This window comes from Mesorhizobium sp. M1428 (assembly GCF_040317515.1).
Taxonomy (GTDB): Bacteria; Pseudomonadota; Alphaproteobacteria; order Rhizobiales; family Rhizobiaceae; genus Mesorhizobium.
Map to the genome: position 1 here is coordinate 106868 of NZ_JAMYKT010000007.1, position 25224 is coordinate 132091.

Consider the following 25224-nt stretch of genomic DNA (forward strand, 5'->3'; position numbering starts at 1 on the left):
CGCAGGGTTCTTTCCGAAGTCGACCGCGATTTTTGGGCTATCCGCTGGTGCTGCGGCATAAAGTTGCAAGACCAGAACGCTCTTGCGTGGTGAGGCGGCTATCGATATAGAATTGACGTAAACGTAAATGAGCGGATTACGCCGTTTGCGATTTGTTTGTTGAAACCACGAGTGGAAGCACGCCCCCGCTTTCACTCAGGCGACGCAAGGTCCGCGACCGCGACGCCACCAGACGGGGAAAGCCAGTGACCATGAAACTTATTTCGCCCGGCCAGGCCGCGGCCAACACCAACGATATGTCGAGCGAAGCCGGTGAAGAGCTTGTCCGCATCGGCGAAATGGCCAAGAAATACGGAGTGACGCTGCGTACGCTGCGTTTCTATGAGGACAAGGGTCTGCTCAACCCGCAGCGCGACGGATCGACCCGTCTCTATACACGCCGCGACAGGGCCCGGCTGAAGCTGATCCTGCTTGGCCGCAAGGTCGGGTTCTCGCTGCGCGACGTCAAGCAGATGATGGACCTCTATGATCCGAACGGCTCCAACACCAAGCAATTGCGGTTGGCGCTCGACAAGTCGGAGAAGCAGCTTGCCCGTCTGCAGAAGCAGCGGGCGCTGATCGACGACGCCATCAGCGAGCTGAGTGCTTCGATGTCGACCGTCCGACAAATGCTGATCGAGCGCTCGACGCCGCAGGCCAGCGTGGCGAGCTAAACTAAGCTTTGGATTTTCGACGAATGAGAACCGCGTGGCTTTCGCTGCGCGGTTCTTCGTCGTTTACCGTCCTTCGCCGTTTGCCGTCTTGGCGCGCGGGGAAAATTTGCCGCATCGCAGAATTGACGTTTACGCAAACGTCAATATTTGTTATCTCGACCGTAACGTTGGTCCGCCTGCCATCCTCATATGCTGGGGCTGATTTCGGGGTCGAGACCGCATGGTGGAGGAAACGCATGCCGATCTACAGAGCGCCGGTCCGGGACACGCTGTTCGTACTGAACGAAGTGCTGGGATATCAGCGCTATTCCAATCTTCCCGGATTTTCCGACGCGACGCCGGATGTGCTCGAGGCCATCCTTGCCGAGGGCGCGAAGCTCGCCGAAAACGTCATGCAACCACTGAACCGTGTCGGCGACGTGGAAGGCTGCGTGCGCCATGACGACGGTTCGGTAACGACGCCGAAAGGCTTCAAGGAAGCTTTCGACCAGTATCGCGAAGGCGGCTGGATGGGGCTCGCGGCACCTGTCGAGTTCGGCGGGCAAGGCTTGCCCTACGCGGTGCACACCGCGGTTGCCGAATATATGGTGTCGGCCAATATGTCGCTGATGATGTATGCCGGCCTGACGCAAGGCGCGATCGCTGCGATCATCACCCATGGCACCAAAGAGCAGAAGGCAACATGGTTGCCGAAGCTGGTCGAGGGCGCATGGACCGGCACCATGAACCTGACCGAGCCGCACTGCGGAACCGATCTTGGCCTGCTGCGCACCAAGGCCGTCCCAAATGGCGACGGCACCTACAGGATCTCCGGCCAGAAGATATTCATCTCGGCCGGCGAGCATGACATATCGGACAATATCGTCCACCTCGTGCTGGCCCGTATCGACGGCGCGCCGGATGGCGTGAAGGGCATCTCGCTGTTCATAGTGCCGAAGCTCAAGCTCGATGCCTCAGGCAATCCGGGCGAGAAGAACGCCGTCTCCTGTGGCTCGATCGAGGAGAAGATGGGTATCCATGGCAACTCGACCTGCGTCATGAATTATGACGACGCTGAAGGCACGCTGCTCGGCGAGGCCAATGGCGGGCTGAAAGCAATGTTCACCATGATGAATGAGGCGCGGCTTGGCGTCGGCTTGCAGGGGCTCTCGCTATCGGAGGTCGCCTATCAGAATGCGGTTTCCTACGCCAAGGATCGTCTGCAGGGCCGCTCGCTGTCAGGACCGAAGGCGCCGGACAGGAAGGCCGATCCGATCATAGTCCATCCGGACATCCGCCGCAGCCTGATGACCATGAAGGCGTTCAACGAGGCCGGCCGCGCGCTGGCGCTGTGGACGGCGATCAAGTCCGACATCGCTCACCGCTCCGGTGACGACAAAGATCGCCAGGTCGCAGACGACTACACCGGCCTGATGACGCCGGTGGTCAAAGGCGTGCTCACCGACAAGGGTTTCGATCATGCGGTAATGGCGCAGCAGGTCTTCGGCGGCCACGGCTATATAGAAGAGCACGGCATGAGCCAGTTCGTCCGCGATGCCCGCATCGCCATGATCTATGAGGGTGCCAACGGCATCCAGGCGCTCGACCTCGTCGGCCGCAAGCTGGCCTTGAATGGCGGCCGCGCGGTCCAGGCTTTCTTTAAGGAAGTCGGAGAGTTCTGCGAGGAAAACCGCACCGACGAGAAGATGGCGCCCTTCACCAAGGCGCTGAAGAAGGGCGTCAACGATCTGCAGATGGCGACGATGTGGCTGGTGCAGAACGGCATGGCCAAGCCCGACAATGCCGGTGCCGCCTCGACCGACTACATGCATCTCTTCGGCCTGGTGGCGCTGGGCTATATGTGGGCCCGGATGGCCAAGGTGGCCGCAGCGAAATTGGCTGATGGCGCCGACGGCGCTTCGTCTTTCTACGATAACAAGCTGGTGACGGCGCGCTTCTTCATAGAGCGGATCATGCCGGAGACGTCGGCGCATCTTGCCCGCATCTCCAGCGGTGCCGATACATTGATGGCACTGCCGGCGGAAGCGTTCTAGGTTCGGCATTCCCTTCCCCCTTTGAGAGGAGGGTGGCCCGAAGGGAACGGTCGCCACGGCAGCGCGCCAGCTCAATTCTGGCGGCGTGCTTGGAAGGAGGATCGGAGAATAAACATGACCAACCCCGCCGAAATCCTTGGCCTTCCCAAGCCCGCCTGGGCGGCGGACGAGGTCGGCATGCTTTACAATATGGCGCACCGCTTCATGTCGGAAGAGATCGCGCCGCGTTACGACGAGTTCGAGAAGAACGAGATGGTCGACCGCGAAAGCTGGCTGAAGGCGGGTGCTGCCGGCCTGCTCTGCGCCTCGATGCCGGAGGAATATGGTGGTTCGGGCGGCACCTTCGCGCATGAGAGCGCCATCATCGAGGCGATCGGCCATGTCGGCGTCGACGGGTTCGGCATTGGCCTGCATAATTCGATCGTCGCCCCCTACATCCTCCATTACGGCTCGGAGGAGCAGAAGAAGAAGTGGCTGCCGAGGCTGGCGACCGGCGAGCTGATCGGCGCCATCGCCATGACCGAGCCGGGTGCGGGCTCCGACCTTCAAGGCGTCAGGACCCGCGCCGAAAAGGACGGCAACCGGTACAAGCTCAACGGCTCGAAGACCTTTATCACCAACGGCCAGCTCGCCAATTTCATCATCGTCGTTACCAAGACCGATCCTGAGAAGGGCGCCAAGGGCATCTCGCTGATCGTCGTCGAGACCGACGAGGTGGAGGGTTTCCAGCGCGGCCGCAACCTCGACAAGATCGGCCTCAAAGCCAACGACACGTCGGAACTGTTCTTCAACCACGTGCGTGTGCCGACCTCGAACCTGCTCGGCAACGACGAAGGCCAGGGCTTCGTCCAGTTGATGCAACAGTTGCCGCAGGAGCGGCTGCAGATCGGCACCACAGCCATCGCCATGGTCGAGCGGGCTCTGGCGCTTACCATCGACTACGTCAAGGAGCGTAAGGCCTTCGGCAAGGCCATCATCGAATTCCAGAACACCCAGTTCAAGCTTGCCGAATTGAAGACCGAGGCGACCATCGGCCGCGTCTTCTATAATGACTGCGTTGCCCGCCACATTAACGGTGGCCTCGACCCGGTGACGGCGTCTATGGCCAAATACTGGCTGTCGGACCTGCAGGGAAAAGTCGTCGACGAATGCCTTCAATTGCATGGCGGCTATGGCTACATGAATGAATATCCGATTGCGCGCATGTTTCGCGACGCCCGCGTCCAGCGCATCTACGGCGGCACCAACGAGATCATGAAATTGCTGATCGGGCGCTCGCTCTGAGCGAGTTTCAGCAAACCCAAGGAGCAGGAAAATGGCCGAAGCTTATGTCTATGATGCCGTGCGCACGCCGCGCGGCAGGGGCAAGAAGGATGGCTCGCTGCACGAAGTGCCGGCGGTGCGGCTCGGCGCCAAGGTGCTCGAGGCCATCCGCGACCGCAACGGACTGAACACCGCCGCTGTTGACGACATCATCTTCGGCTGTGTCGATCCGGTTGGCGAGGCGGGTGCGGTCATTCCACGTGCCGCTGCTTTCGAGGCCGGCTACGACACCAAGGCGCCTGGCATGCAGATATCGCGCTTCTGCGCTTCGGGCCTCGACGCTATCAATTTCGGCGCCGCCAAAATCGCGCAAGGCGCCGACGAGATCGTCATTGCCGGTGGCGTCGAATCGATGTCGCGCGTCGGCATGGGCGCCTCCGGCGGCGCCTGGTTCATGGACCCGTCGGTCGGTCTGCCCGGCTGGTTCGTGCCGCAAGGCATCTCGGCCGATCTGATCGCCACCAAATACGGGTTTTCGCGCGACGACGTCGATGCCTACGCGGTCGAGAGCCAGAAGCGTGCTGCCACGGCCTGGGGCGAGGGCCGGTTCAAGAATTCGGTGATCTCGGTCAAGGACCAGAACGGCCTGACCATCCTGGACCACGACGAACACATGCGGCCCTCAACCGACATGCAGTCGCTGGCCGCACTCAATCCGTCCTTTGTCATGCCCGGCGAGATGGGCGGCTTCGATGCCGTCGCCGTGCAGAAGCATCCCGAGGTGGAAGAGGTCAACCACGTCCACCATGCCGGCAATTCCTCCGGCATCGTCGACGGCGCGGCGGCCGTGCTGCTCGGCTCGAAAAAGGCCGGAAAGACGCTCGGCCTCAAGCCGCGCGCGCGCATCCGCGCCTTTGCCAATATCGGCTCCGAACCGGTGCTGATGCTGACCGGCCCGGTCGACGTCACCGAGAAGCTGTTGAAGCGGGCGAAGATGAAGCTGTCGGACATCGACCTGTTCGAGCTCAACGAGGCCTTCGCTTCGGTGGTGCTGCGCTACATGCAGGCTTTCGACATTCCGCATGACCGGATCAACGTCAATGGTGGTGCCATCGCCATGGGCCATCCGCTCGGCGCCACCGGTGCGATGATCTTCGGTACGGTGCTGGACGAATTGGAACGCCGCGACCTCAACACCGCGCTGGTGACGCTTTGCATCGGCGCCGGCATGGGCACCGCAACGATCATCGAACGCGTCTGACGGAGAGAGATGATGAGCTACACCAATTTCACCCTCGAAGTCGACGCCGATGGCATTGCGCTGGTCACCTGGGACATGCCGGACCGTTCGATGAACGTCTTCACCGAGGAGGTGATGCGCGAACTGAACGCCATCGTCGACAATGTGGCGAGCGATGCAGCGATAAAGGGCGCGGTCATCGCCTCCGGCAAGGATACGTTCTCGGGCGGCGCCGACATCACCATGCTGCAGAAGATGCTGGCGGCCTTCGCCGCCGACAAGGCGAAGGACCCGGAGAAGGCGACCAAGGCGCTGTTCGACAATGCGGGCACCATGAACGGCCTGTTCCGCAAGCTGGAAACCTCGGGAAAGCCATGGGTTTCGGCGATCAATGGCACCTGCATGGGTGGGGCGTTCGAATTGTCGCTCGCCTGCCATGGCCGTGTCGCGGCCGATTCCGACAAGGTGAGGATGGCGCTTCCCGAAGTGAAGATCGGCATTTTTCCGGGCGCCGGCGGCACCCAGCGCGTGCCACGGCTGACCGACCAGCAGCAGGCGCTGCAAATGCTGACGTCCGGCCAGACGCTGTCGCCTCAGAAGGCCAAGTCGATGGGCCTGATCCATGAAATTGCCGAGCCGGACAAACTGGTCGAAACCGCCAAGGCGATGATCAGGAACGGCTTGAAGCCGGTGGCGCCCTGGGATGAAAAGGGCTTCAAGCTGCCCGGCGCTCCGATCTATTCGATGGCCGGTGCCAATCTGTGGCCGCCGGCTATCGCCATCCTGCGCCGCGAGACCTATGGCAACTATCCCGCGGCTGCCGCCATCCTGAAATGCGTCTACGAGGGCCTGCTGGTGCCGTTCGACACCGCCTTGCGGATCGAGCAACGCTATTTCACCGAGATCATGCAGACCAGGGAAGCGGCAGCGATGATCCGCTCATTGTTCGTGTCGCTGCAGGAACTGAACAAGGGCGCGCGCCGCCCGGCCGGTGTACCGGAAACGACGTTCAAGAAGATCGGCGTGCTCGGCGCCGGCTTCATGGGCGCGGGTATAGCCTATGTGACGGCCAAGGCCGGCATTCCGGTGGTGCTGCTCGACCGCGACATGGAGTCCGCCGCCAAGGGCAAGGCGCATTCCGACAACCTGATCTCGGATCAGGTAAAGAAGGGCCGTGCCAAGCCGCAGGACAAGGACCAGTTACTGTCGCTGATCACGCCGACGGCCGACTACGCCGATCTCGCCGGCTGCGATCTTGTGGTCGAGGCGGTATTCGAGGATTCGGCCGTAAAGAAGGGTGCCACCGAACAGGCCGAGGCTGTGCTCAAGCCGTCGGCGATCTTCGCCTCGAATACGTCGACCATACCGATAACATCGCTGGCCAGGAATTCGGCGCGGCCGAAGAATTTTATCGGCATCCATTTCTTCTCGCCGGTCGACAAGATGATGCTGGTCGAGATCATCCTCGGCAAGAAAACCGGCGACAAGGCGCTGGCCACCGCGATCGACTTTGTCCGCGCCATTAAGAAGACGCCGATCGTCGTCAACGATACGCGCGGTTTCTATGTCAATCGCTGCGTGCTGCGTTACATGTCGGAAGCCTACAAGATGCTGATCGAAGGTGTTCCGGCGCCGATGGTCGAGAATGCGGCGAAAGCCGCCGGCATGCCGGTCGGTCCTCTGGCGTTGACCGACGAGACGGCGATCGACCTTGCCCAGAAGATCATGAAGCAGACCATGCGCGACCTCGGCGACAAGGCGGTCGATCCGAAGCAGATGGCGCTGATCAACACGATGGTCGACACGCATGGTCGCTTGGGCCGCAAGAACGGCAAGGGCTTCTATGACTATCCGGCAAAACCGGCGAAGAAGAAGCTGTGGCCAGGCCTCAGGGACCTCTATCCGCAGCTGGCGCCGGAGCAGGTCGATTATGAGGAACTGAAGCAGCGGCTGCTGGTCACCATCGCGCTTGAGGCGGTACGGGTGATGGAAGAAGGCATCGTTACTGACCCACGCGAGGCCGATGTCGGCTCGATCCTGGCCTTCGGCTTCGCGCCTTATACAGGCGGTGCACTGTCCTACATCGACGGCATCGGCGCGAAGAAATTCGTCAAACTCGCCAAGCGCCTGCAGAAGAAATACGGCACCGAGTTCAAGGCGCCGAAGCTGCTGCTCGACATGGCCGAGAAGGGCGAGACCTTCTACGAGCGCTTCGATCCCTATACCAGGGACGAGGCCAAGGAGGCCGCGTGACGCCGTCTTCGGCGGTGGACAAGATGGCGGCCAAGGGGTAGAACAGGGAAGGTATTTTTTCCTGTTTTGAAGGAGAGCAAGGTGCTCTCGCACGACCGCGTTTGGGCCGCCATCGACGCTCTTGCCGAGCGTTATTCGCTTTCGGCCTCCGGATTGGCCAGGCGCGCGGGCCTCGACTCGACCGCCTTCAACAAATCGAAGCGGCTGTCCTCAGACGGGCGGCCGCGCTGGCCGTCGACCGAATCGCTGGCCAAGATCATCGAGGCGACCGGCGCCTCGCTGGATGAATTTGCGGGGCTGGTCGAGGGTCGGGGTAATTCCGGCGCACTGCCCGTGCAGAGATCGTCGGTGCCGCTGCTCGGCTTCGCCCAGGCGGGCGCCGGTGGCTTCTTCGACGACGCCGGGTTTCCGGCGGGGCAGGGATGGGACCTGATCGAGCTTCCGGCAAGGGCAACCGAAACCTCCTATGCCTTGAAGGTCCAGGGCGATTCCATGCTGCCGCTCTATCGCAATGGCGATGTCCTGATCGTCGAGCCGGGGGCTACCATACGAAAGGGCGATCGCGTCGTCGTCAAGACCAATGCCGGCGAGGTGATGGCCAAGGTGCTCGACCGCCAGACACCGAGGTCGATCGCGCTGGTCTCCCTCAATCCCGATCACCCGGACCGCGACATCCCCATGCGCGATGTCGAATGGGTGGCGCGGATTGTCTGGGCAAGCCAGTAGGCGCGGGGCCGGTGCGTCTGCCTCACCTTGCCTTGGCTGTTCTGGCGATCCCCGCGATGGCCACGGCAATTGTCGCCGGCGGCCGCGCCGTCCAGAGCGAAAGCGGCGGCCCCTGGGAGCAAATCCAGGTCAGCGCTGAACCGCAGCCCGTCGCGCCGGCTACGTCGGCTATCCCCAAACCAGAGCCGGCCAAGCAGGCGGCGCATTCGAGGGCAATCGATCCAGAAATCGTGGTGCCGCCGCAGCTCGGTTCCAACGAGCTCGAGCGGATCGAGCCGCGCGCCCCGTTGAGCGATCTGGCATTGGCCGGACCGCCCAAGCCGCCAAAAACGAAAATGCCCGACGACTGGAAAGGCACGAAACTGTTCCAGCCTGTCGCGCCGGCCGCCGGGCTCATCGAGGCAAAGGGCTATTCGATTGCAGTTTCCGGTATCGACATCGTCAAGCAGGAGGAGACTTGCACCGACGGCGGCAAATCCTGGAATTGCGGCATCCAGGCGCGAACGGCCTTCCGCGCCTTTCTGCGTAGTCGTGCGGTGGTCTGTGCCGTGCCGCCCGAAGGCGGCCGTGATCTGATCGCCGCCGAGTGCCGGATCGGCAACCAGGATATCGGCCAATGGCTGGTCGAAAACGGCTGGGCGCGCGCCGCCAAGGGCGGCGCTTACGTAGAAGCCGGCGAGAAGGCGCGTGCAGCAAAGAAAGGCGTCTTCGGGCCGGCGCCGAGCGTTTCAGGCCTGCCGCCGCTCCCGGCTGCGTCGCGATCCGCGCCTGTAGCGCCGAGCTCGATCCTGGAAGAGCAGGACGGCGTCCTCATGCCGCCAGCTGACCAGCCAGCGCCCGCTGAATGAGCTCGCGCGTTTCGGCGATGCCGTAGAGCGCGGCGAAGGAGCCGAAGCGCGGCCCGCGTTCCTGACCTATCAGCACCTGATAGATCATCTGGAAGAAGGCGACGGAGACACCGGGTCCGCCCTCCGGGCTCTGCTTGGAATGATCCTGGTAGCGCTCGATCTTGCGCGCAACATTGAGGGCAGCGTTCTGGATCGCCTCGCTGTCGGCATCAGCCGGCAGCGCGGCGAGCGCTTCCGAAAGCTTGGTCAGCGCCTCGCGCTCCACCGCGTCGGCAGCACGGTACACTTTGGCCGGCTTCACGAAATCGTCGAAATAGCGGATCGCATATTCGGCCAGTCGGTCGAGCTCGGGATGCGTCGTCGGCGTCACACCCGGCGCGTGGCGCGAAATGAAACCCCACAGCACGCTCCTGTTTTGGGCATTCGAGGCGCTGACCAGGTTGAGCAGCAGCGCGAACGGCACCGGCAGGTCGACTGCCGGGGGATTGCCGTCATGCATGTGCCAGACCGGATTGCCCAGCCGCTCCTTCCAGTCCTGCCTCTGATAGGCAGAGAGGAACGTGTAATATTCGTCTACCGCCTTCGGGATGACGTCGAAATAAAGCTTCTTCGCGGTTCGCGGGCGCTGGAACATATAAAGGCTGAGGCTCTCGGTCGGCGCGTAAGTCAGCCACTCGTCGATGGTCAGCCCATTGCCCTTCGACTTCGAGATCTTCTGGCCGTGCTCGTCGAGGAACAGCTCATAATTGAAGCCCTCCGGTGCCGGAGCATCGAGCGCGCGGCAAATCTGCCCGGCGAGCTTGACGGAATCGATCAGATCCTTGCCGGACATCTCGTAATCGACGCCGAGTGCTGCCCAGCGCATCGCCCAATCGGGCTTCCATTGCAGCTTGGCATGACCGCCGGTCACCGGCGTCTCGAAGCGCTCGCCGGTGTCCGGGTCGCGCCACACGATGGTACCGGCATCGAGCTTGCGCTCGTCGATCGCGACTTGCATGACGATGCCGGTCTTGGGATGGATCGGCAGGAAGGGCGAATAGCTCAGCGCCCGCTCCTCGCGCAGCGACGGCAGCATAATTGCCATCACCTTATCGAAGCGCTCGAGCATCTTGAGCAGCGTCGCGTCGAAGCGGCCGGAAGTGTAATAGTCGGTCGAGGAAGCGAATTCGTAATCGAAGCCGAAACGGTCGAGGAAAGCGCGCAGCCGTGCGTTATTGGCGGCGCCGAACGACGGATACTCATTGGAGAAAGGGTCCGGTATCCTGGTCAGCGGCTTGCCGAGATAGGCGCGCAGCATGTCCTTGTTAGGCACATTGTCCGGCACCTTGCGCAATCCGTCCATGTCGTCGGAGAAGCACAGCAGCCGCGTCTTGACCTTGTCTTCGGTCAGCACGCGGAAGGCGTGGCGCACCATAGATGTGCGCGCCACCTCGCCGAACGTGCCGATATGCGGCAGCCCCGACGGGCCGTAGCCGGTCTCAAACAGCACCGTTTCCGGGTAGCCGCTGCTCGCGTAACGGGCGACGATCTTTTTCGCTTCCTCGAACGGCCACGCCTTGCTTTCGGCGGCGGCGGCGAGGACTTCCGGGCTGAGATCGATCGGCTGTTGTTCGGCCATGATGCTATTCCTGCGACTTTGCCAGCATCCATGCCGGCAGCCGCATGCTCTAGACCATGATCCCGAAAAGTGGAACCCGGTTTCCGGGCAGGACCGTGATCAGGCAAGAAGATTAAGAGCCCCCGTCCCGATAGTCAGGATGGATCAAGTTCCAAGGTGTGACCGAAGCGCCGACGATCGCGGCTGTTTTTCCTTGCGGCGCCGGTCCCTCGTTCCTAACTTCGGGACCATCTCAAGGAGTTGTAAATGCCATTGTCGCCACACGAAGCCATGATCTACCTGATGGTCATCACCTCGGCGTCAGACCGCGACATGACCGACGTCGAACTGGCGCGGATCGGCGACGTCGTTCGATCCTGGCCGGTGTTTGAGGATTTCAACCGGGAGCGGCTGGTCGAAGTCGCCCAGGCCTGCCAGAAAATGCTGCAGGAAAAAGACGGGCTGGAGGGCGTCCTTGCGCGTGTCGCCGAGGCGCTGCCCGAACGCCTGCGTGACACCGCCTATGCGGCCGCCTTCGAGGTCGCGGCCGTCGATCTCGAAATGCGCCTGGAGGAGGTGCGCGTGCTGCAGCTCGTCCGCCGGGCACTCGACCTCGATGCGCTGACGGTCGCCGCCATTGCCCGAGCCGCCAAGGCCCGCCTTCGCACGCTGACGTGAGCCGGCAGCCAAGCTCAGAAAAAGCTGACCGGAAAATAGCGCAGATAGAACTCGGCGAACGTGCCTTTCACCGAAATTTCCTGCAGCGCGTAGTCGAAAGCGGCGGCCAGTGCCGGATCGTCGGCCCTGGTGGCGATCGCCATGCCTGAGCCGAGATATTCGGGCGCCAGATAGGGGCCGCCGGCAAAGCGGCAGCAGCCCGTCGCATCGGAACCGCCGAGCCAGAATGCGAAACGCATGCCGTCGCCGAAGGCGGCGTCGATCTTGCCGGCTTTCAGCTCGCCATAAAGCTCCTCCGGCTTTGCGAAGGGGACGATTTGGACGTCGCCGAAATAGTCGCGCAGCATCCGCTCATGCGCGGAGCCGGCGATCACGCCGACACGCTTGCTGCGCAGCCTGTCGAACATTGGTTCGGTCAGCGCCTTTGTCTTTAGCATGACGAAGCGTGCCGGAAATTGCAGGTAGGAGCGTGAAAATGCGTATCTCGACCGCGACTCCGGAGTCGCGGCGATGCCGGCGATGATCGCTTCGCCTTCGCCTTTCCCGAGCGCACCTTCGAGCTCGGCCCAGGGCAGCGCCTGGATCTGGCATTTTTCGGCAATGCCGAGCTCGGCGCAGATGGCGCGCGCCAGGTCGACATGGAAGCCCGACAGCCGGCCTGCCCCATCGAGGAAATTGAACGGCGGGAAATCCGTGGTGGTCAGGAATCGCAGCCGCGGCAGCATCGAAAGGTCCGGCTTTGGCAGCCGCTCCTTGGCGTCCCAAAACACCGGCACCTGCGGCTCCGCGGCGAGCGCAGCAGCCGCAAGCAATTGCGCTCCGATCAGTATCGAGATCAATGAAATGGATATGCGCCGAAACGCCACGCGACGACTCCGTCCGGTCTTGCACCGACTTTAGTACGAAATAACACAGGTTTTTGTACGAAAATAACACAGGTACAACGGTTTTTGGTTTCATCGTGACGATTTAGGGATATTGTTTAGTGAGTTTGCAAATGACTGCGTGATGCCGGCTGAAGAGGAGCAGTAGGACGCACAGGGGAAGCAGCTTTGCAGTCCGGGGTTGATGGCGTGGTGCGGGTTGATCACTGCCATTGGCCTCAAGAGCGGAAGGCAACATGGGGTAGATGTTGCGATGGGTCATTTCGATCGTACCCTGGAACTGATAGATCAGTTGCAGCACGCCGGCACAGCGGCCGCCGTCTGCGAAAAGCTGCTGGGGGTAACAAGCGGGTTCGGGCTGACGGCGCTGATGGCCGGGACGGTTCCGCAACCTGGCACGCCGAGAAACCAGCAAAAGGACCATGTGCTGCTCTGCGACTGGCCGGCTGAATGGCTTGAGCGCTACGTTGCGCGCAACTACGTCGATCACGACCCCGTCGTCAGTCACATGAAGCAGCTTCAAGCGCCATTCCAGTGGCGGGAAGCGTCTCAGGGCATCCGCATCGGCAAGAGCGGCGGCGAGGTGATGGGCGATGCCGGCGAATTCAAGCTGCGCGACGGGTTGGCCTTCCCGCTAATCACGCTCGATGGCCAGATCGTCATGGTGTCACTGGGCGGCGAGGCTGTCGAATTGTCGAGCGCCGAGTTCGGGCTGGTGTCGCTGGTCTCGACTTATGCGATTGGCCGCGCAATGCAGCTCCACACCATGGCGGGCAAAACCATCGATCATGTCGAATTAACGCCGCGTGAGCGCGAATGCCTGCAATGGGCCGCCGTTGGCAAGTCCGAATGGGAGATCTCACAAATTCTCGGCATTTCGGAACACACGTCAGAGAAACACCTTCTTAACGCCAAAAGCAAACTCGGTGCCGTCAACCGGGTCCAGGCCGTCGCGGAAGCGATAAGGCGCGGCTATATTAACTAGGTCGGCCGCGCCGGCCTAGAAATTCTTGCTTGCGTGATCGCGTAATTTTTTTGGGAAAGCACGGCCGTATCTTCCTATTGAAACAGGAGACGGCAAGATGCTTTTTTCCCTCACGACCCAGGAATTGATGGAACGGCCCGACCTCTGGGAGTCAGTTCATCGTTTGCGTTACAAGATTTTCGTCGAAGAGATGGGATGGACCGATCTGCAGCGCCCCGATGGCCTGGAGATCGATCAATTCGACCACGACGAGGCAGTGCACCAGATCGTCATCCGCAATGGCGAGCTCGCCGGTTACCAGCGGATGTTGCCGACGACCCGGGCACATCTTCTAACCGACGTGCTGGCGGACCTTTATGAGGGAACCCCACCGTCGGGCCCGAATGTCTATGAACTGACCCGCTATGCGGTTGCGCCGGGGTTCCGCGACGGTCGGCGCGGCGTGTCAACGGTGGGCACGGAGCTGATCGCCGGCTTCGTCGAGTGGGGCCTGAAGCGCAACGTCAACCAGGTGATCATCGAATTCGAGCCGATGTGGGTGCTTCGCGCGCTGCAGCTGCATTTCCTGGCAACGCCGCTCGGTTACCAGCGTACCTATGGCAACCAGCAGGTCGTTGCCACACTGCTCACCTTCAACGAGCACACGCTCGACGTGGTGCGTTCGCGCCGCAACCACTTTGCGCCGGTGCTGGCCAGAGGGTACCCGGACATGCTCGGACAGAGACGCGCCTCGTGAGATTGGAGAGAGGCCATGAACGTTCACTCAAAAGCAGAATTCCGCAATCACACGCTGATCGTCACGGTATCGTCGGGTGACGGCCGCCCGGTGCTGGACAGGCGGGCCTATGAAAGCCTGGCCAGGACATTCCACGAAGCCGCTGTCGACGACGACGTCCGCGTTGTGGTCCTGCGCGGCTTGGCCGGGTGCTTCTGCCTCGGTGCCGATTTCTCCGAATTTCTCGACGCCACCAAACATCGGCGACTGATCGCCGCCGTCACCGATATGTTCCGCACGCTGGCGACGTTCCCGAAACCGGTCCTTGCCTGTGTCGACGGCGACGCCGTCGGCGTCGGTTGCACCATCCTGTTCCACTGCGACATGGTGATCGCCTCGACCAAGAGCACGTTTCGGGTGCCGTTCGTCGATTTCGGCCTGGTGCCGGACGCGGCGACCAGCATTCTGGCGCCGCGGAAGCTCGGCTATGCCGGGGCGTTCCGCTTCTTCTGCCTGGGCGACACGCTCGCCGCCGAAGATGCCAGGGCACTGGGCCTTGTCGGCGAGATCGTGACGGACGGCAGCGTCGAGGAAGCCACGTTGGCAAGAGCCAGGCAACTCGCCAAGAAGCCTGTCGCGGCGCTGCAGCAGACGCGCGACCTGCTCAGGGGCGACACCGGCGCGCTCTGCGACCGCATCGACCAGGAGATCTCGCTTTTCCAGCAGGCGCTGCAGGACGACACAACGCTGAAGCGACTGCAGCGGATTGCCCGGCTGGCGGCATGAGAGCCGCGTATCGAGGTGAGCTTATTTTTCGAGGAAAGTCGGCCCTTCGCCGATGATCTTCCTGTCCTCCTTGCCGATGACGTCGAGGTCGCGGCCGTCATAGGGAAGCGAAAGGAGAATGCGCTGCATGACGGCCAGCCGCGCGCGCCGTTTGTCGTTCGCCCGCACAATGATCCAGGGCGCGAACTCCTTGTGCGTGCGCTCGACCATCAGGTCGCGCGCTTTGGTGTATTCGTCCCATTTGGTGATGCCGGCGATGTCGATTGGCGAAAACTTCCAGCTCTTCAGCGGGCTCCAGCGGCGGTCATGGAATCGCTCGAGCTGCGTTTCCCGGCCGATGTTCAGCCAGAATTTGAAGAAATGTATGCCCTCGTTGCGGATCATCCGCTCGAAATGCGGAACCTCGTCCAGAAATTGCTCGTGCTGCTCGGGCGTGCAGAATCCCATCACCGGTTCAACGCCGGCGCGATTATACCAGGAGCGGTCGAAAGTGACGAATTCGCCCGACGTCGGGAAGTGGTCGACGTAGCGCTGGAAGTACCATTGTCCAAGCTCGGTGGGTGTTGGCTTGGTCAGCGCCACGTTGCGCGCCGTGCGAGGGTTCAGATACTGGCGCAAAACGAAGATCGTGCCGCCCTTGCCGGCAGCGTCGCGCCCCTCGAACAGCGACATTACCCGCTTGCCTTTCGACTGCAGCCACGCCTGCGCCTTGACCAGCTCGATCTGCAGCTTCTCAAGCCTCTCGTCATACTCCTCGCTCTTCATCTTCTTGTCGTAGGGATACCCGCCGGCGGTCAGCTTGCGGTCCTCGACCCAGTCGGGAAGCATCGGGGCCTCGATGTCGAACGCCCGCTCCTTGCCGTCGATGATGATCTTCAGCGGACCCGATGAAGGTACGGCGGGACTTTCCTTGGTGTTTTTCATCGAGGCGAGCCTTTCCAGCTTTCGGACTCATGCTATTGGGAGCCTTACTGCATCGGCCCGAAAATCGGAATCGATTTTCGGAAAGAACGATGCAGCAGATGAAGTGGTAGAGCGTCCTTTGTGCGTCCAATTGAACGCACTGTGCTCTAGCGCCGGTCCAGCAGGAAGTTCTTGAAGTTGGCCGCAGACGGAGCGCAAATGGCCGACATCGGCACAAAGCGGAAAGGCAGGGCGCAAGGTGTCGCCATGCGGCTGTGGAACAGCCGCTGGCTGCTGGCGGCCGGCCTCGTTGCGGTGCTGATGGTCTATGCTTTTGCCGGCATGTCCGGCTATGTGGTGCTGCTGGCAGGCGCGTTGCTGGTTGCCGCTGCGATGCTGCCGGCCGGCGTCGCGCGTCAATCGACCGAAAATGCTGCGGCCATCGAGGCGAGCGGTCTGCAACGGCTTTCCGGCGAATATCTCGCGGCGGCGGTTGCCGATCCGCTGATCATTTTCGATCGCTCCGCCGCCATCGTCCACGCCAACGCCGCCGCCTTTGCCGCCTTTGGCGGAATTGCCCCCGGCATGTCGCTGTCGCTGAAATTCCGCGCGCCGGAAATGCAGGCCTTGCTGGATAGTATCTTGGCGGGCAACGTCGCTTCGGACAGCGTCGACTACACAGAAAAGCTGCCGGTCGAACGAGCCTATCGGGTGAGCGCGTCTTCAGTCGGCCATGCCACGGATCTCTACGTGCTTGTGTTCAAGGACCAGAGTGAGGCGCGCCGGATCGACAGAATGCGTGCCGACTTCATTGCCAATGCCAGCCACGAGCTGCGCACGCCTCTCGCGTCGATCGCCGGCTTCATCGAGACGCTGCGCGGGCCGGCCCGCAACGACCCCGCGGCGCGCGAGCAGTTCCTGCAGATCATGCAGAACCAGACCAGCCGTATGGCGCGCCTCATCGACGACCTTCTGTCGCTGTCGCGCCTGGAGATGAAGCCCTATCTCAAGCCGGGAACCGAGGTCGACCTGCGCCAGGTCATCGACAGCGTCATCGATTCGCTTGGGCCGCTCGCAAAGGAAAACGGCGTCGTCATCGAGCGTGATTTCGCGGAAGGGCCGCTCGACGTGCCCGGCGATCGGGACGAGCTTTTCCAGGTCTTCGAAAATCTGTTGGAAAACGCCTGCAAATACGGTCAGTCGGGCGGACGCGTCGTGGTGTCGATCACGCGCAGCGACAGCGATCCCGAGCCGGGCATCGACGTCACCATCAGGGATTTCGGCCCCGGTATCCCCGAAGAGCACATCCCGCGCATCACCGAGCGCTTCTACCGCGTCGACGTCGAGAACAGCCGGAGCCAAAAGGGCACCGGCCTTGGCCTGTCCATCGTCAAGCATATCCTGACCCGCCACAACGCCAGGCTCTCCATCAGGTCGGAGGTCGGCAAGGGTGCGGCGTTCACGGTCCATTTGCCGGCTCGCTGACGCGGTACTATCTCTAGCACATAATGGGCCGTTTCTTTTTTCTGTCATCCGGCTAGCGTATCAGCGGGGATTCGAGGGAACGACTCAACCAGAAAATCCCGGGAAGGCATTTCGTCCATGCAGTCCGTGCATATAGTCAGCGCCTATGACGAGGAGCTGAAATATCTGTCGAAGCGCATCGCGGCGATGGGCGGGCATGCCGAGCGCATGGTCGAGCAGGCAGTCGCGGCGCTGGTCAATGCGGATCCGGGGCTTGCCCAGAAAGTCATTCGAGACGACCTGGTTCTGGATGAGGGACAGCGCGAGATCGACGACAAGGCGATCATCATAATCGCCAAGCGCCAGCCGATGGCGACGGATCTGCGCGAGATCGTCGGCGCGATCCGCATCTCGGCGGACCTCGAACGGGTAGGCGACCTCGGCAAGAACGTCGCCAAGCGGGTGGTTGCCGTTGCAGACGGGCGCCAGCCGAACAGTCTGTTCCGCGGCCTCGAGGCTTTGGCCAATCTGGCACTGACCCAGCTCAAGGAAGTACTCGACGTCTACGCATCGCGGTCGGTGGAAAAAATCGGTTTCGTGCGCGACCGCGACGACCAGATCGATGCCATGTACACCTCGCTGTTTCGCGAATTGCTGACCTACATGATGGAAGACCCACGCAACATCACGCCCTGCACACATCTCCTGTTTTGCGCCAAGAACATCGAGCGCATCGGCGACCATGCCACCAACATCGCCGAGACGATCTACTATGTCGTCACCGGTGATCAGATGCCGGCCGATCGTCCGAAGGGCGACAAGACGGACAAGATTGTTCTTCCGGCAACCCAACCAGCGAAGTGAGTTCTCTCCGCACTGGTGCGAATTTCGGATTCGCCACCTGAGAGACAATTGCGCTAAGCTCTCGACACGCCGACTTCTCAGTTCCGCGATGAAGGCCCCGCCTTCAGGAGGCTGCGATGGAATATGTCCGCGAGTTTGCTCCCGCGCCGCCGATGTCGGGCATCATCGCTTGCGGCGTCTATACGGCTGGGCGGCGCATCGCCGACATTCCGATCGAGGAAGCCGGCGAATGGGCCGGGAAGCCGGGCCACGTGGTCTGGATCGGACTGCTGGAGCCCGACCGCAATTTGTTGCTGCGCGTCCAGGCGCAATTCCATCTGCATGAGTTGGCGATCGAGGACGCCGAGCATCCGCACCAGCGACCGAAGATCGAGCAATATGGGGATGCCCTGTTCATCGTTGCCCGCACGGCGCAGCTGATCGACAGCCGTGTCACCTTCGGCGAGACGCATCTGTTCGTCGGCGCCGGCTATATCGTCAGCGTCAGGCATGGCCCGTCGACCTCCTACGCAGCCGTTCGCCAGCACTGGGAAAGCTGCCCGCATTCCCTTGCCAAGGGCGAGGATTTCGTCCTCTACGCCATTCTCGATTTCATCGTCGACAACTACATGCCGGTGCTCGAGCAGATCGAAAACGAGGTCGAGGCGATCGAGGACAAGGTTCTGCTGAAACCGATGACCGGCTCCGATATCGAACGGCTTTATATGCTGCGCCGCGATCTCTTGCGCCTGCGTAATGCGGCCCTGCCGCTGGTGGAGGTCTGCCGGCGGCTCACCAGCGCCGATCTGCCGCAAATCCACACAGCCATGCACCCACTGTTTCGCGACGTCACCGACCACATCCGCACTGTCCAGGAAAAGATCGACAGCCTGCGTGAGGTTCTCGCCTTCGCCTTCGAGGCCAGCCTTCTGGTCGGTCAAAGCCAGGAGACGGCGATCTCCAAGAAGCTTGCCTCATGGGCCGCCATCCTGGCGGTGCCCACGGCGTTCGCCGGCATTTACGGCATGAATTTCAGCGACATGCCGGAACTGAGGATGGAATATGGCTACCCGGCCGTCCTGGCGGCGATTGCCCTGATCTGCACGTTTCTTTACTGGCGGTTTCGCAAGAATGGGTGGCTATGAAGCGTAGGGCAGTAGGATATCGCTTCTGACCACGCTTCTCTGCAATTCACCACATACTGCCGTACTGCCCTATTCCCCTACTCCCCTAACTATCTGCTCCGCCGCCGCTCCGATGCCGGCTGAAACGCCACGCGGGCGTGGTACTTGCAGTAGGGCCCGGTTTCGGCGGCGTCGTTGCCGCAGAAATGGAAGTCTTCCGAAAGCGGATCGCCATTCGGCCATTTGCAGGTGCGCTCGTTCAGCTCGACGAGTTGCAGATGCCGCGAGATCGGCACGACGACGTTCTCGACCGGGCGAATATAGTGGCGCGCCACCGGTTCGGCATCGAACTGTGCCTTGAGCGCGGTCGCACCGATCGACATCGACGTGGTGGCATGGCGCGTGGCGCTTGCTGCCCGGGACACCGATTTCTGGATCGTCGATCCCTGTGCCGTCTTCTTCTGGCGTGCCGGTGAGGCGGTCGTGCGTCCGCGACCGGACAGTTTCAGCCGGTGCACTTTGCCGATGACCGCATTGCGGCTGACCCCGCCAAGCTGTGCGGCGATCTGGCTGGCGCTGAGGCCCTCTGACCACAATTTTCTGAGAAGTTCGACTCGCTCGTCAGTCCAGTTCATGAGACCGCGCTCCTGCTGAAACGTGCGGCAATCGGAATCCATTCCCGACCCGGCTTCTGCCGGGCAGACACCACATATATCGGGTGATTAGGTCCGCCGCACGAAATCTAGTTATTTCTCTACTACAATTACCTTATGCGCTGACTCGGTGACAAGAGTCCCAACGCCAACACGAATCGGTTTTTTCGGTTTTCCCCAACTTGCCCGGTCGCTTATGAGCCGGCGTTGTGCTGGAGGGCTTGCCGCACGTCCTTACGCGACCTTTTCGTTGACTTCACGGCCGAAAAACACGATAAGCCACAAGGGCCGCCGCTTTGGCGGCTTTTTGATTTTCCGGTTCCGGAGACGCATATAATGAGCGGTTCGGCGCTTTTCGAGACCTTTGTTCGCGCACCCCTGGCTTTCGACCACGGTGAAGGCACCTGGCTGGTCACTGATAAGGGCGAGCGATATCTCGATTTCGCCGGCGGGATCGCCGTGAATTCATTGGGCTACAGCCATCCGCATCTGGTCGCGGCCCTCACCGAGCAGGCCGCCAAGCTCTGGCATGTCTCCAATCTGTACGAGATTCCGGGACAGAGCCGGCTCGGCGAGCGGCTGGCCGACGCCAGCTTCGCCGACAAGGTGTTCTTCACCAATTCCGGCGCAGAGGCGCTCGAATGCGCCATCAAGACGGCGCGGCGCTACCACTTCGTCAAGGGCCATCCCGAGCGCTACCGCACAATCACCTTCGAAGGCGCTTTCCACGGCCGCACCCTGGCCACCATCGCCGCCGGCGGCCAGTACAAATACCTGGAAGGTTTCGGCCCCAAGGTCGACGGCTTCGACCAGGTCGGTTTCGACGATATCGATGCGGCCGAAAAGGCGATCACGCCTGAGACCGCGGCGATCCTGATCGAGCCGGTGCAGGGCGAGGGCGGCATCAGGCAAGTGCCGACGCAATCGCTGAAGCGCCTCAGGCAGCTCTGCGATCAGCACGGGCTGCTCCTGATTTTCGACGAGGTCCAGTGCGGCGTCGGCCGCACCGGAAAGCTGTTCGCGCATGAGTGGGCGGGTGTAACCCCCGACCTCATGGCGGTGGCCAAGGGCATCGGCGGCGGCTTCCCGATGGGTGCCTGCCTCGCCACCGACGAGGCAGCGGTCGGCATGACCGCCGGCGTGCACGGCACCACCTTCGGCGGCAATCCGCTGGCGATGGCGGTCGGCAACGCCGTGCTCGACGTGGTGCTGGAGGACGGCTTTCTCGAGGACGTCCAGCGCAAGGCACTGCTGTTGAAGCAGGGGCTTGCAGGCGTCGCCGACGAATTTCCGGATGTTATCGAAAGCATCAGGGGCACCGGCCTGATGCTCGGGCTTAAATGCGCGATGCCCAACACCAAAGTCACGGTGGCACTGCGTGACCAGCATCTCTTGACGGTTCCGGCCGGCGACAACGTTATCCGCCTGCTGCCGCCTCTCACCGTCACCGACGCCGAGATCCACGAAGCGCTCGAGCGCATTCGTGCCGGCGCCAAGAGCCTGGCGGATGCCATCGTCGCTGCCGCAGCGAAGTAATCCTGGAATTCCTGATGTCCCTTCGCCATTTCACCGATCTTTCCGCCGTTTCCGAAGGCGATCTGCGTTTCATGCTCGACGACGCAGCTGTGCGAAAGGCAAGGCTCAAGGCCGGCGAACGCAGCAAGCCGCTCGAAGGCAAGGTGCTGGCGATGATCTTCGACAAGCCGTCGACGCGGACGCGCGTGTCGTTCGACGTCGGCATGCGGCAGTTGGGTGGCGAGACGATCATGCTGACCGGCACCGAGATGCAGCTTGGCCGCTCGGAGACCATTGCCGACACGGCCAAGGTGCTGTCACGCTATGTCGATGCCATCATGATCCGCACCACCTCGCATGACCGGCTGCTGGAACTGACGGAAAACGCTACGGTTCCCGTCATCAACGGGCTGACCGACGAGACCCATCCCTGCCAGCTGATGGCCGACATCATGACCTTCGAAGAGCACCGTGGTCCGGTGGCCGGCAAGACGATCGCCTGGACCGGCGACGGCAACAACGTGCTGCATTCGCTGCTGGAGGCATCTGCGCGCTTCCGCTTCAAGCTGAACATCGCCGTGCCCGAGGGCAGCGAACCGGCCCAGAAGCATGTCGACTGGTCGAAAGCCAATGGCGGCAAGCTGAAATTCACCCGTTCGCCCGAGGAGGCCGTTCACGAGGCCGATTGCATCGTCACCGACTGCTGGGTGTCGATGGGCCAGGAGCACCGTGCCCGCGGCCACAATGTCTTCCTACCCTACCAGGTCAATGCGGCACTGATGGCGAAAGCCAAGCCTGACGCGCTGTTCATGCACTGTCTGCCGGCGCATCGCGGTGAGGAGGTTACCGACGAGGTCATCGACGGACCGCATTCTGTGGTGTTCGATGAGGCGGAGAACCGGCTCCATGCCCAGAAGGCGGTCTTGGCCTGGTGCCTGGGCGCTTGATAAGGGCCGCCTTGATCCGGGCTGGCCTGATCTGCGCCGCGTTGATCCGGGCCGCCTTGATCCGGGAGTGGGTGGTGCCTATCTCAGGCGCATCACGCAAATCGAGCGCGTCTCGTCGCATGCGCCCCGGAGGGCGGCATCGCCGCGCCCCGGAGCTTTGTCATGTTGGAAACTCATCAATTGGCTGAACATAAACCCAAGCTCGGCGAATTCGGCTACGCCGGCGACGACCATGTCGTGCCGTTCGAGGTCGGCCCGCTCGACGTGCGCGGCCGCACCGTCCAGCTCGGGCCGATGCTCGACGCTATTCTCAGCCGCCACGACTATCCCGAGCCGGTCGCCCGCCTCCTGGCCGAAGCCTGTGTGCTGACGGTATTGCTCGGAACTTCGCTGAAGTTCGAGGGCAAGTTCATTCTGCAGACCCGCACCGACGGGCCGGTCGACATGCTGGTCGCGGATTTCTCCACGCCGCACGCGCTGCGCGCTTATGCCCGCTTCGATGCCGACCGGCTGCAGGCTTTGACTTCTGCCGGCGAGACGTCACCGCAGACGCTGCTCGGCAGCGGCGTCCTGGCGCTGACCATCGACCAGGGCGCCCACACGCAACGCTACCAGGGCATCGTCCAGCTCGACGGCGTCACGCTGGAAGATGCCGCACGCACCTATTTCCGCCAGTCGGAGCAGATTCCGACCGACCTCCGGCTTTCGGTTGCCAAGCTTCTGACGCCCGGCGTCGGCGGTGCCCGCGAGCAATGGCGGGCCGGTGGCTTGCTGGCACAATTCCTGCCGCAGTCGGCGGAGCGCATGCGCGTCCCCGACTTTCCCGGTGGCGACGGCGATCCGCGTGAGGAAATCCACGACCCGGCCGACAATTCCTGGCAGGAGCTGCTGGCGCTGCTTGGTACTATTGAACCGACCGAGCTGATCGATCCGACGATCGGCGCCGAACGGCTGCTTTACCGGCTTTTCCACGAGCATGGCGTCCGCGTCTTCGGCGGGGTGCCGGTCGCCGACCAGTGCTCATGCTCGAGGGAGAAGATCCAGGGCATCCTCGAAGGCTTTTCCGCCGAGGAGATCAGGGACAGCACCGAGGATGGCAGCATTCACGTGGCCTGCGAATTCTGTTCGAAACAATATGACTTCGATCCGGCGGAATTTGCAGCGGCTCAATAACGAGCATCAGTGCGGCTGCCTTCGCAGAACTTGGATTTCCTCGCCCCCGCAAGGCGGGGAGAGGAATCCAAGTGAACGTCAATTGACGGTGCGCCGCGTGCCCGGCAAATCGAGCGAGAAGGCGGGGATGGCGACGTCGAAGGTCTCACCCCGTTTGTTGCGCATTGTGTAGTGCCCGACCATGATGCCGGACGGGGTCGAGAGCGGGCATCCAGACGTATACTGATAGCTGTCGCCGGGGTTGAGTCCAGGTTGCTCGCCGACGACCCCGGGGCCGCGCACTTCCTCGACCTTGCCGGTGCCGTCGGTAATGTGCCAGTAGCGCGACAGAAGCTGCACGAAGTCGTCCGACTGATTGTCGATGGTCACCTGGTAGCCCCAGACATAGCGGTTTTGTGGCGGGTCGGAGTGATCCTCCAGATAGAACGGCCTGACCTGCACTTCGATGTTGCGGGTGACGGCGCTGTACATAAACTGCTCCAAAGCAATGTAGATGGAACTTTCGATGCTCAGCGCAGTTTGGTCAACGATGCGCGGCATCTTCTTGCCCGATCTCAAGCGCAGGTGCCGAAAAACAATGTCATTTGAGTGACACATGACAATGATGGTGTGCAGGCTTGTGCCGGGCGACTCAGCGTTTTGTCGATTTGTTGAAAACGGCCGTCATGCGGCCAGCATTTCTGGAGTGACCAGATCTCGATGGAACCGACATTCGCAGCCGCTCTCCTTTCCATAGCCCTCCTTCTTTCAAATCTCGCCAGCATCCTGTTAGCCTTGCTGAAGCTAAAGCGACCAGCCAGGATTGCACCGCCCGCGGCCAACGCGCCGCCGGTATCGATCGTCATCCCGGCGCGCGGCGTCGAGCCGTTTGCCGAAGAGACGCTGGAGCGCGCCTTCTCCCTCGACTGGCCGCGCTACGAACTCATCTTCTGCGTCGCCCATGCCGACGACCCGGTGGTCGAGCCGATCACCGCCGCAATGGCGCGCTTTCCAGCTATTCGCGCCCGCCTTTTAGTCGGTGACGACCGCATCAGCGGCAATCCGAAACTCAATAATTGTGTGAAGGGTTGGGAGGCGGCGCATTATCGCTGGGTCATCCTTGCCGATTCCAACGTGCTTATGCCGAGCGATTACGTCCAGCACCTGATGGCGGCGTGGCGGCACGACACCGGCCTCGTCTGCTCGACGCCGATCGGCTCGCGGCCGGACGGCTTCTGGGGGGAGGTAGAATGCGCCTTTCTCAACACGCTGCAGGCGCGCTGGCAGTACGCTGGAGCGGCGCTCGGCCTCGGCTTCGCCCAGGGCAAGAGCATGTTGTGGAACAAGCCCATGCTCGACGCCAATGGTGGCATCCGCGCGCTTGCTGCCGAGATCGCCGAGGACGCCGCCGCGACCAAGCTGGTCAACCGGCTCGGACTGCGGGTCAATCTTGTCGCCTCGCCCTTCGAACAGCCGCTCGGCCGGCGCACGCTTGGCGAGATCTGGTCGCGGCAGGCGCGCTGGGCGCGGCTGCGCCGCGTCACCTTTGCACTGTTCTTTGCCCCCGAAATCCTGATCGGCGCGGCACCGCCGCTGGTGCTTGCGCTGGTTGCCGCGGCTGACGCCGGCGTCAGCCTGCCGGCCACCGCCACCGCCGTGCTGGTCGCGGCCTACCTGCCGGAATGCGCCTTGGCCTCGGCCAAGGGATGGCACCTGTCGCTGCGCACGATCCCGGCGATGATGGCGCGAGACCTGATGCTTCCCGCCATTTGGGCGCGCGGATGGCTGAGCGGCGCCGTCGATTGGCGAGGCAATGTGATGACTATCCAGAGCAAGGCCGTCGCGGAGCTGGAACAGACCCCGTCCGGCGCCTGATCGGCGCGTCCCCGCTCGCCTCTGTTC

Annotated in this window: 23 protein-coding genes; 18 read left to right on the forward strand and 5 right to left on the reverse strand. The window is 62.2% G+C overall.

The window, feature by feature from the left end:
* Nucleotides 1-251 precede the first annotated feature (251 nt).
* From NKG60_RS12360 to NKG60_RS12390, 7 genes are all read left to right on the forward strand, one after another.
* Nucleotides 252-713: a MerR family transcriptional regulator gene (locus tag NKG60_RS12360; protein ID WP_023677331.1), complete on the forward strand. Its 462-nt coding sequence runs from the start codon at nucleotides 252-254 to the stop codon at nucleotides 711-713.
* 236 nt (nucleotides 714-949) lie between these two features.
* Nucleotides 950-2746, forward strand: coding sequence for an acyl-CoA dehydrogenase (locus NKG60_RS12365; RefSeq protein ID WP_352664203.1), 1797 nt, complete (start codon nucleotides 950-952; stop codon nucleotides 2744-2746).
* 114 nt (nucleotides 2747-2860) lie between these two features.
* Entirely contained in the window at nucleotides 2861-4030 is a 1170-nt protein-coding gene (locus NKG60_RS12370; protein ID WP_352664201.1) for an acyl-CoA dehydrogenase family protein, read from the forward strand.
* A gap of 31 nt (nucleotides 4031-4061) precedes the next feature.
* On the forward strand, nucleotides 4062-5270 hold the full coding sequence (locus NKG60_RS12375) for an acetyl-CoA C-acetyltransferase (RefSeq protein WP_352664199.1): 1209 nt from the start codon (nucleotides 4062-4064) through the stop codon (nucleotides 5268-5270).
* A gap of 12 nt (nucleotides 5271-5282) precedes the next feature.
* Nucleotides 5283-7502: a 3-hydroxyacyl-CoA dehydrogenase NAD-binding domain-containing protein gene (locus tag NKG60_RS12380; RefSeq protein ID WP_352664197.1), complete on the forward strand. Its 2220-nt coding sequence runs from the start codon at nucleotides 5283-5285 to the stop codon at nucleotides 7500-7502.
* Between the two features lie 81 nt (nucleotides 7503-7583).
* The gene (locus NKG60_RS12385) at nucleotides 7584-8228 is read left to right on the forward strand and encodes a S24 family peptidase (protein WP_023677336.1); all 645 of its coding nucleotides are present in this window, start codon (nucleotides 7584-7586) and stop codon (nucleotides 8226-8228) included.
* A gap of 11 nt (nucleotides 8229-8239) precedes the next feature.
* Nucleotides 8240-9076: a thermonuclease family protein gene (locus tag NKG60_RS12390; protein ID WP_352664195.1), complete on the forward strand. Its 837-nt coding sequence runs from the start codon at nucleotides 8240-8242 to the stop codon at nucleotides 9074-9076.
* On the opposite strand, the gene NKG60_RS12395 is transcribed toward NKG60_RS12390, so the two are convergent.
* Nucleotides 9039-10694 carry a lysine--tRNA ligase gene (locus NKG60_RS12395; RefSeq protein ID WP_352664193.1) on the reverse strand — a complete coding sequence of 552 codons (1656 nt, stop codon included), beginning with the start codon at nucleotides 10692-10694 and terminating at the stop codon, nucleotides 9039-9041. The genes NKG60_RS12390 and NKG60_RS12395 overlap by 38 nt on opposite strands.
* Nucleotides 10695-10940: 246 nt before the next feature.
* On the opposite strand from NKG60_RS12395, the gene NKG60_RS12400 reads away from it, so the two are divergent.
* Nucleotides 10941-11351, forward strand: coding sequence for a tellurite resistance TerB family protein (locus NKG60_RS12400; protein WP_352664191.1), 411 nt, complete (start codon nucleotides 10941-10943; stop codon nucleotides 11349-11351).
* Between the two features lie 14 nt (nucleotides 11352-11365).
* On the opposite strand, the gene NKG60_RS12405 is transcribed toward NKG60_RS12400, so the two are convergent.
* The gene (locus NKG60_RS12405) at nucleotides 11366-12217 is read right to left on the reverse strand and encodes an ABC transporter substrate-binding protein (RefSeq protein WP_352664189.1); all 852 of its coding nucleotides are present in this window, start codon (nucleotides 12215-12217) and stop codon (nucleotides 11366-11368) included.
* 271 nt (nucleotides 12218-12488) lie between these two features.
* Here NKG60_RS12405 and NKG60_RS12410 point away from each other — a divergent pair, with 271 nt between their 5' ends.
* From NKG60_RS12410 to NKG60_RS12420, 3 genes are all read left to right on the forward strand, one after another.
* A complete protein-coding gene (locus NKG60_RS12410) occupies nucleotides 12489-13220 on the forward strand; it encodes a helix-turn-helix transcriptional regulator (protein WP_023677341.1) in 732 nt (243 codons plus the stop codon).
* A 97-nt stretch (nucleotides 13221-13317) separates the two neighbouring features.
* Nucleotides 13318-13956, forward strand: a complete 639-nt coding sequence (locus NKG60_RS12415) for an acyl-homoserine-lactone synthase (RefSeq protein WP_352475930.1) — start codon at nucleotides 13318-13320, stop codon at nucleotides 13954-13956.
* A 15-nt stretch (nucleotides 13957-13971) separates the two neighbouring features.
* Nucleotides 13972-14721 (forward strand): enoyl-CoA hydratase-related protein, encoded by a 750-nt coding sequence (locus NKG60_RS12420; RefSeq protein WP_352664186.1) that lies wholly within the window; start codon nucleotides 13972-13974, stop codon nucleotides 14719-14721.
* Nucleotides 14722-14742: 21 nt separating this feature from the next.
* Here the strand turns inward: NKG60_RS12420 and ppk2 are convergent, their stop codons facing one another.
* A complete protein-coding gene (gene ppk2 / locus NKG60_RS12425; RefSeq protein WP_352664184.1) occupies nucleotides 14743-15645 on the reverse strand; it encodes a polyphosphate kinase 2 in 903 nt (300 codons plus the stop codon).
* Between the two features lie 198 nt (nucleotides 15646-15843).
* Here ppk2 and NKG60_RS12430 point away from each other — a divergent pair, with 198 nt between their 5' ends.
* The 3 genes from NKG60_RS12430 to NKG60_RS12440 all read left to right on the forward strand — a co-directional run bounded on the left by NKG60_RS12430 (nucleotide 15844) and on the right by NKG60_RS12440 (nucleotide 19076).
* The gene (locus NKG60_RS12430; protein ID WP_352664182.1) at nucleotides 15844-17109 is read left to right on the forward strand and encodes a sensor histidine kinase; all 1266 of its coding nucleotides are present in this window, start codon (nucleotides 15844-15846) and stop codon (nucleotides 17107-17109) included.
* 117 nt (nucleotides 17110-17226) lie between these two features.
* On the forward strand, nucleotides 17227-17952 hold the full coding sequence (gene phoU / locus NKG60_RS12435; RefSeq protein WP_352664180.1) for a phosphate signaling complex protein PhoU: 726 nt from the start codon (nucleotides 17227-17229) through the stop codon (nucleotides 17950-17952).
* 116 nt (nucleotides 17953-18068) lie between these two features.
* Entirely contained in the window at nucleotides 18069-19076 is a 1008-nt protein-coding gene (locus NKG60_RS12440) for a magnesium and cobalt transport protein CorA (RefSeq protein ID WP_023677347.1), read from the forward strand.
* A gap of 89 nt (nucleotides 19077-19165) precedes the next feature.
* Here NKG60_RS12440 and NKG60_RS12445 read toward each other — a convergent pair whose 3' ends face one another.
* Nucleotides 19166-19690: a GcrA family cell cycle regulator gene (locus tag NKG60_RS12445; protein ID WP_352664178.1), complete on the reverse strand. Its 525-nt coding sequence runs from the start codon at nucleotides 19688-19690 to the stop codon at nucleotides 19166-19168.
* 354 nt (nucleotides 19691-20044) lie between these two features.
* Here NKG60_RS12445 and NKG60_RS12450 point away from each other — a divergent pair, with 354 nt between their 5' ends.
* From NKG60_RS12450 to NKG60_RS12460, 3 genes are all read left to right on the forward strand, one after another.
* Nucleotides 20045-21244, forward strand: a complete 1200-nt coding sequence (locus NKG60_RS12450; protein WP_352664176.1) for an aspartate aminotransferase family protein — start codon at nucleotides 20045-20047, stop codon at nucleotides 21242-21244.
* 14 nt (nucleotides 21245-21258) lie between these two features.
* On the forward strand, nucleotides 21259-22170 hold the full coding sequence (gene argF, locus NKG60_RS12455; protein ID WP_352664174.1) for an ornithine carbamoyltransferase: 912 nt from the start codon (nucleotides 21259-21261) through the stop codon (nucleotides 22168-22170).
* Nucleotides 22171-22332: 162 nt separating this feature from the next.
* Complete coding sequence (locus NKG60_RS12460) at nucleotides 22333-23343, forward strand: Hsp33 family molecular chaperone (protein WP_352866231.1); 1011 nt, start codon at nucleotides 22333-22335, stop codon at nucleotides 23341-23343.
* A 78-nt stretch (nucleotides 23344-23421) separates the two neighbouring features.
* On the opposite strand, the gene apaG is transcribed toward NKG60_RS12460, so the two are convergent.
* The gene (gene apaG / locus NKG60_RS12465) at nucleotides 23422-23814 is read right to left on the reverse strand and encodes a Co2+/Mg2+ efflux facilitator ApaG/CorD (protein ID WP_352664170.1); all 393 of its coding nucleotides are present in this window, start codon (nucleotides 23812-23814) and stop codon (nucleotides 23422-23424) included.
* 228 nt (nucleotides 23815-24042) lie between these two features.
* On the opposite strand from apaG, the gene NKG60_RS12470 reads away from it, so the two are divergent.
* The gene (locus tag NKG60_RS12470) at nucleotides 24043-25197 is read left to right on the forward strand and encodes a ceramide glucosyltransferase (protein ID WP_352664168.1); all 1155 of its coding nucleotides are present in this window, start codon (nucleotides 24043-24045) and stop codon (nucleotides 25195-25197) included.
* Nucleotides 25198-25224: the final 27 nt, after the last annotated feature.

Bases quoted from the DNA above. Each gene is read 5' to 3' on its own strand.
- NKG60_RS12360 (WP_023677331.1), top strand. From the start codon at position 252: ATGAAACTTATTTCGCCCGGCCAGGCCGCGGCCAACACCAACGATATG.
- NKG60_RS12365 (WP_352664203.1), top strand. From the start codon at position 950: ATGCCGATCTACAGAGCGCCGGTCCGGGACACGCTGTTCGTACTGAAC.
- NKG60_RS12370 (WP_352664201.1), top strand. From the start codon at position 2,861: ATGACCAACCCCGCCGAAATCCTTGGCCTTCCCAAGCCCGCCTGGGCG.
- NKG60_RS12375 (WP_352664199.1), top strand. From the start codon at position 4,062: ATGGCCGAAGCTTATGTCTATGATGCCGTGCGCACGCCGCGCGGCAGG.
- NKG60_RS12380 (WP_352664197.1), top strand. From the start codon at position 5,283: ATGAGCTACACCAATTTCACCCTCGAAGTCGACGCCGATGGCATTGCG.
- NKG60_RS12395 (WP_352664193.1), bottom strand. From the start codon at position 10,694: ATGGCCGAACAACAGCCGATCGATCTCAGCCCGGAAGTCCTCGCCGCC.
- NKG60_RS12400 (WP_352664191.1), top strand. From the start codon at position 10,941: ATGCCATTGTCGCCACACGAAGCCATGATCTACCTGATGGTCATCACC.
- NKG60_RS12410 (WP_023677341.1), top strand. From the start codon at position 12,489: ATGGGTCATTTCGATCGTACCCTGGAACTGATAGATCAGTTGCAGCAC.
- NKG60_RS12415 (WP_352475930.1), top strand. From the start codon at position 13,318: ATGCTTTTTTCCCTCACGACCCAGGAATTGATGGAACGGCCCGACCTC.
- NKG60_RS12420 (WP_352664186.1), top strand. From the start codon at position 13,972: ATGAACGTTCACTCAAAAGCAGAATTCCGCAATCACACGCTGATCGTC.
- ppk2 (WP_352664184.1), bottom strand. From the start codon at position 15,645: ATGAAAAACACCAAGGAAAGTCCCGCCGTACCTTCATCGGGTCCGCTG.
- NKG60_RS12430 (WP_352664182.1), top strand. From the start codon at position 15,844: ATGGCCGACATCGGCACAAAGCGGAAAGGCAGGGCGCAAGGTGTCGCC.
- phoU (WP_352664180.1), top strand. From the start codon at position 17,227: ATGCAGTCCGTGCATATAGTCAGCGCCTATGACGAGGAGCTGAAATAT.
- NKG60_RS12440 (WP_023677347.1), top strand. From the start codon at position 18,069: ATGGAATATGTCCGCGAGTTTGCTCCCGCGCCGCCGATGTCGGGCATC.
- NKG60_RS12445 (WP_352664178.1), bottom strand. From the start codon at position 19,690: ATGAACTGGACTGACGAGCGAGTCGAACTTCTCAGAAAATTGTGGTCA.
- NKG60_RS12450 (WP_352664176.1), top strand. From the start codon at position 20,045: ATGAGCGGTTCGGCGCTTTTCGAGACCTTTGTTCGCGCACCCCTGGCT.
- argF (WP_352664174.1), top strand. From the start codon at position 21,259: ATGTCCCTTCGCCATTTCACCGATCTTTCCGCCGTTTCCGAAGGCGAT.
- NKG60_RS12460 (WP_352866231.1), top strand. From the start codon at position 22,333: ATGTTGGAAACTCATCAATTGGCTGAACATAAACCCAAGCTCGGCGAA.
- apaG (WP_352664170.1), bottom strand. From the start codon at position 23,814: ATGTACAGCGCCGTCACCCGCAACATCGAAGTGCAGGTCAGGCCGTTC.
- NKG60_RS12470 (WP_352664168.1), top strand. From the start codon at position 24,043: ATGGAACCGACATTCGCAGCCGCTCTCCTTTCCATAGCCCTCCTTCTT.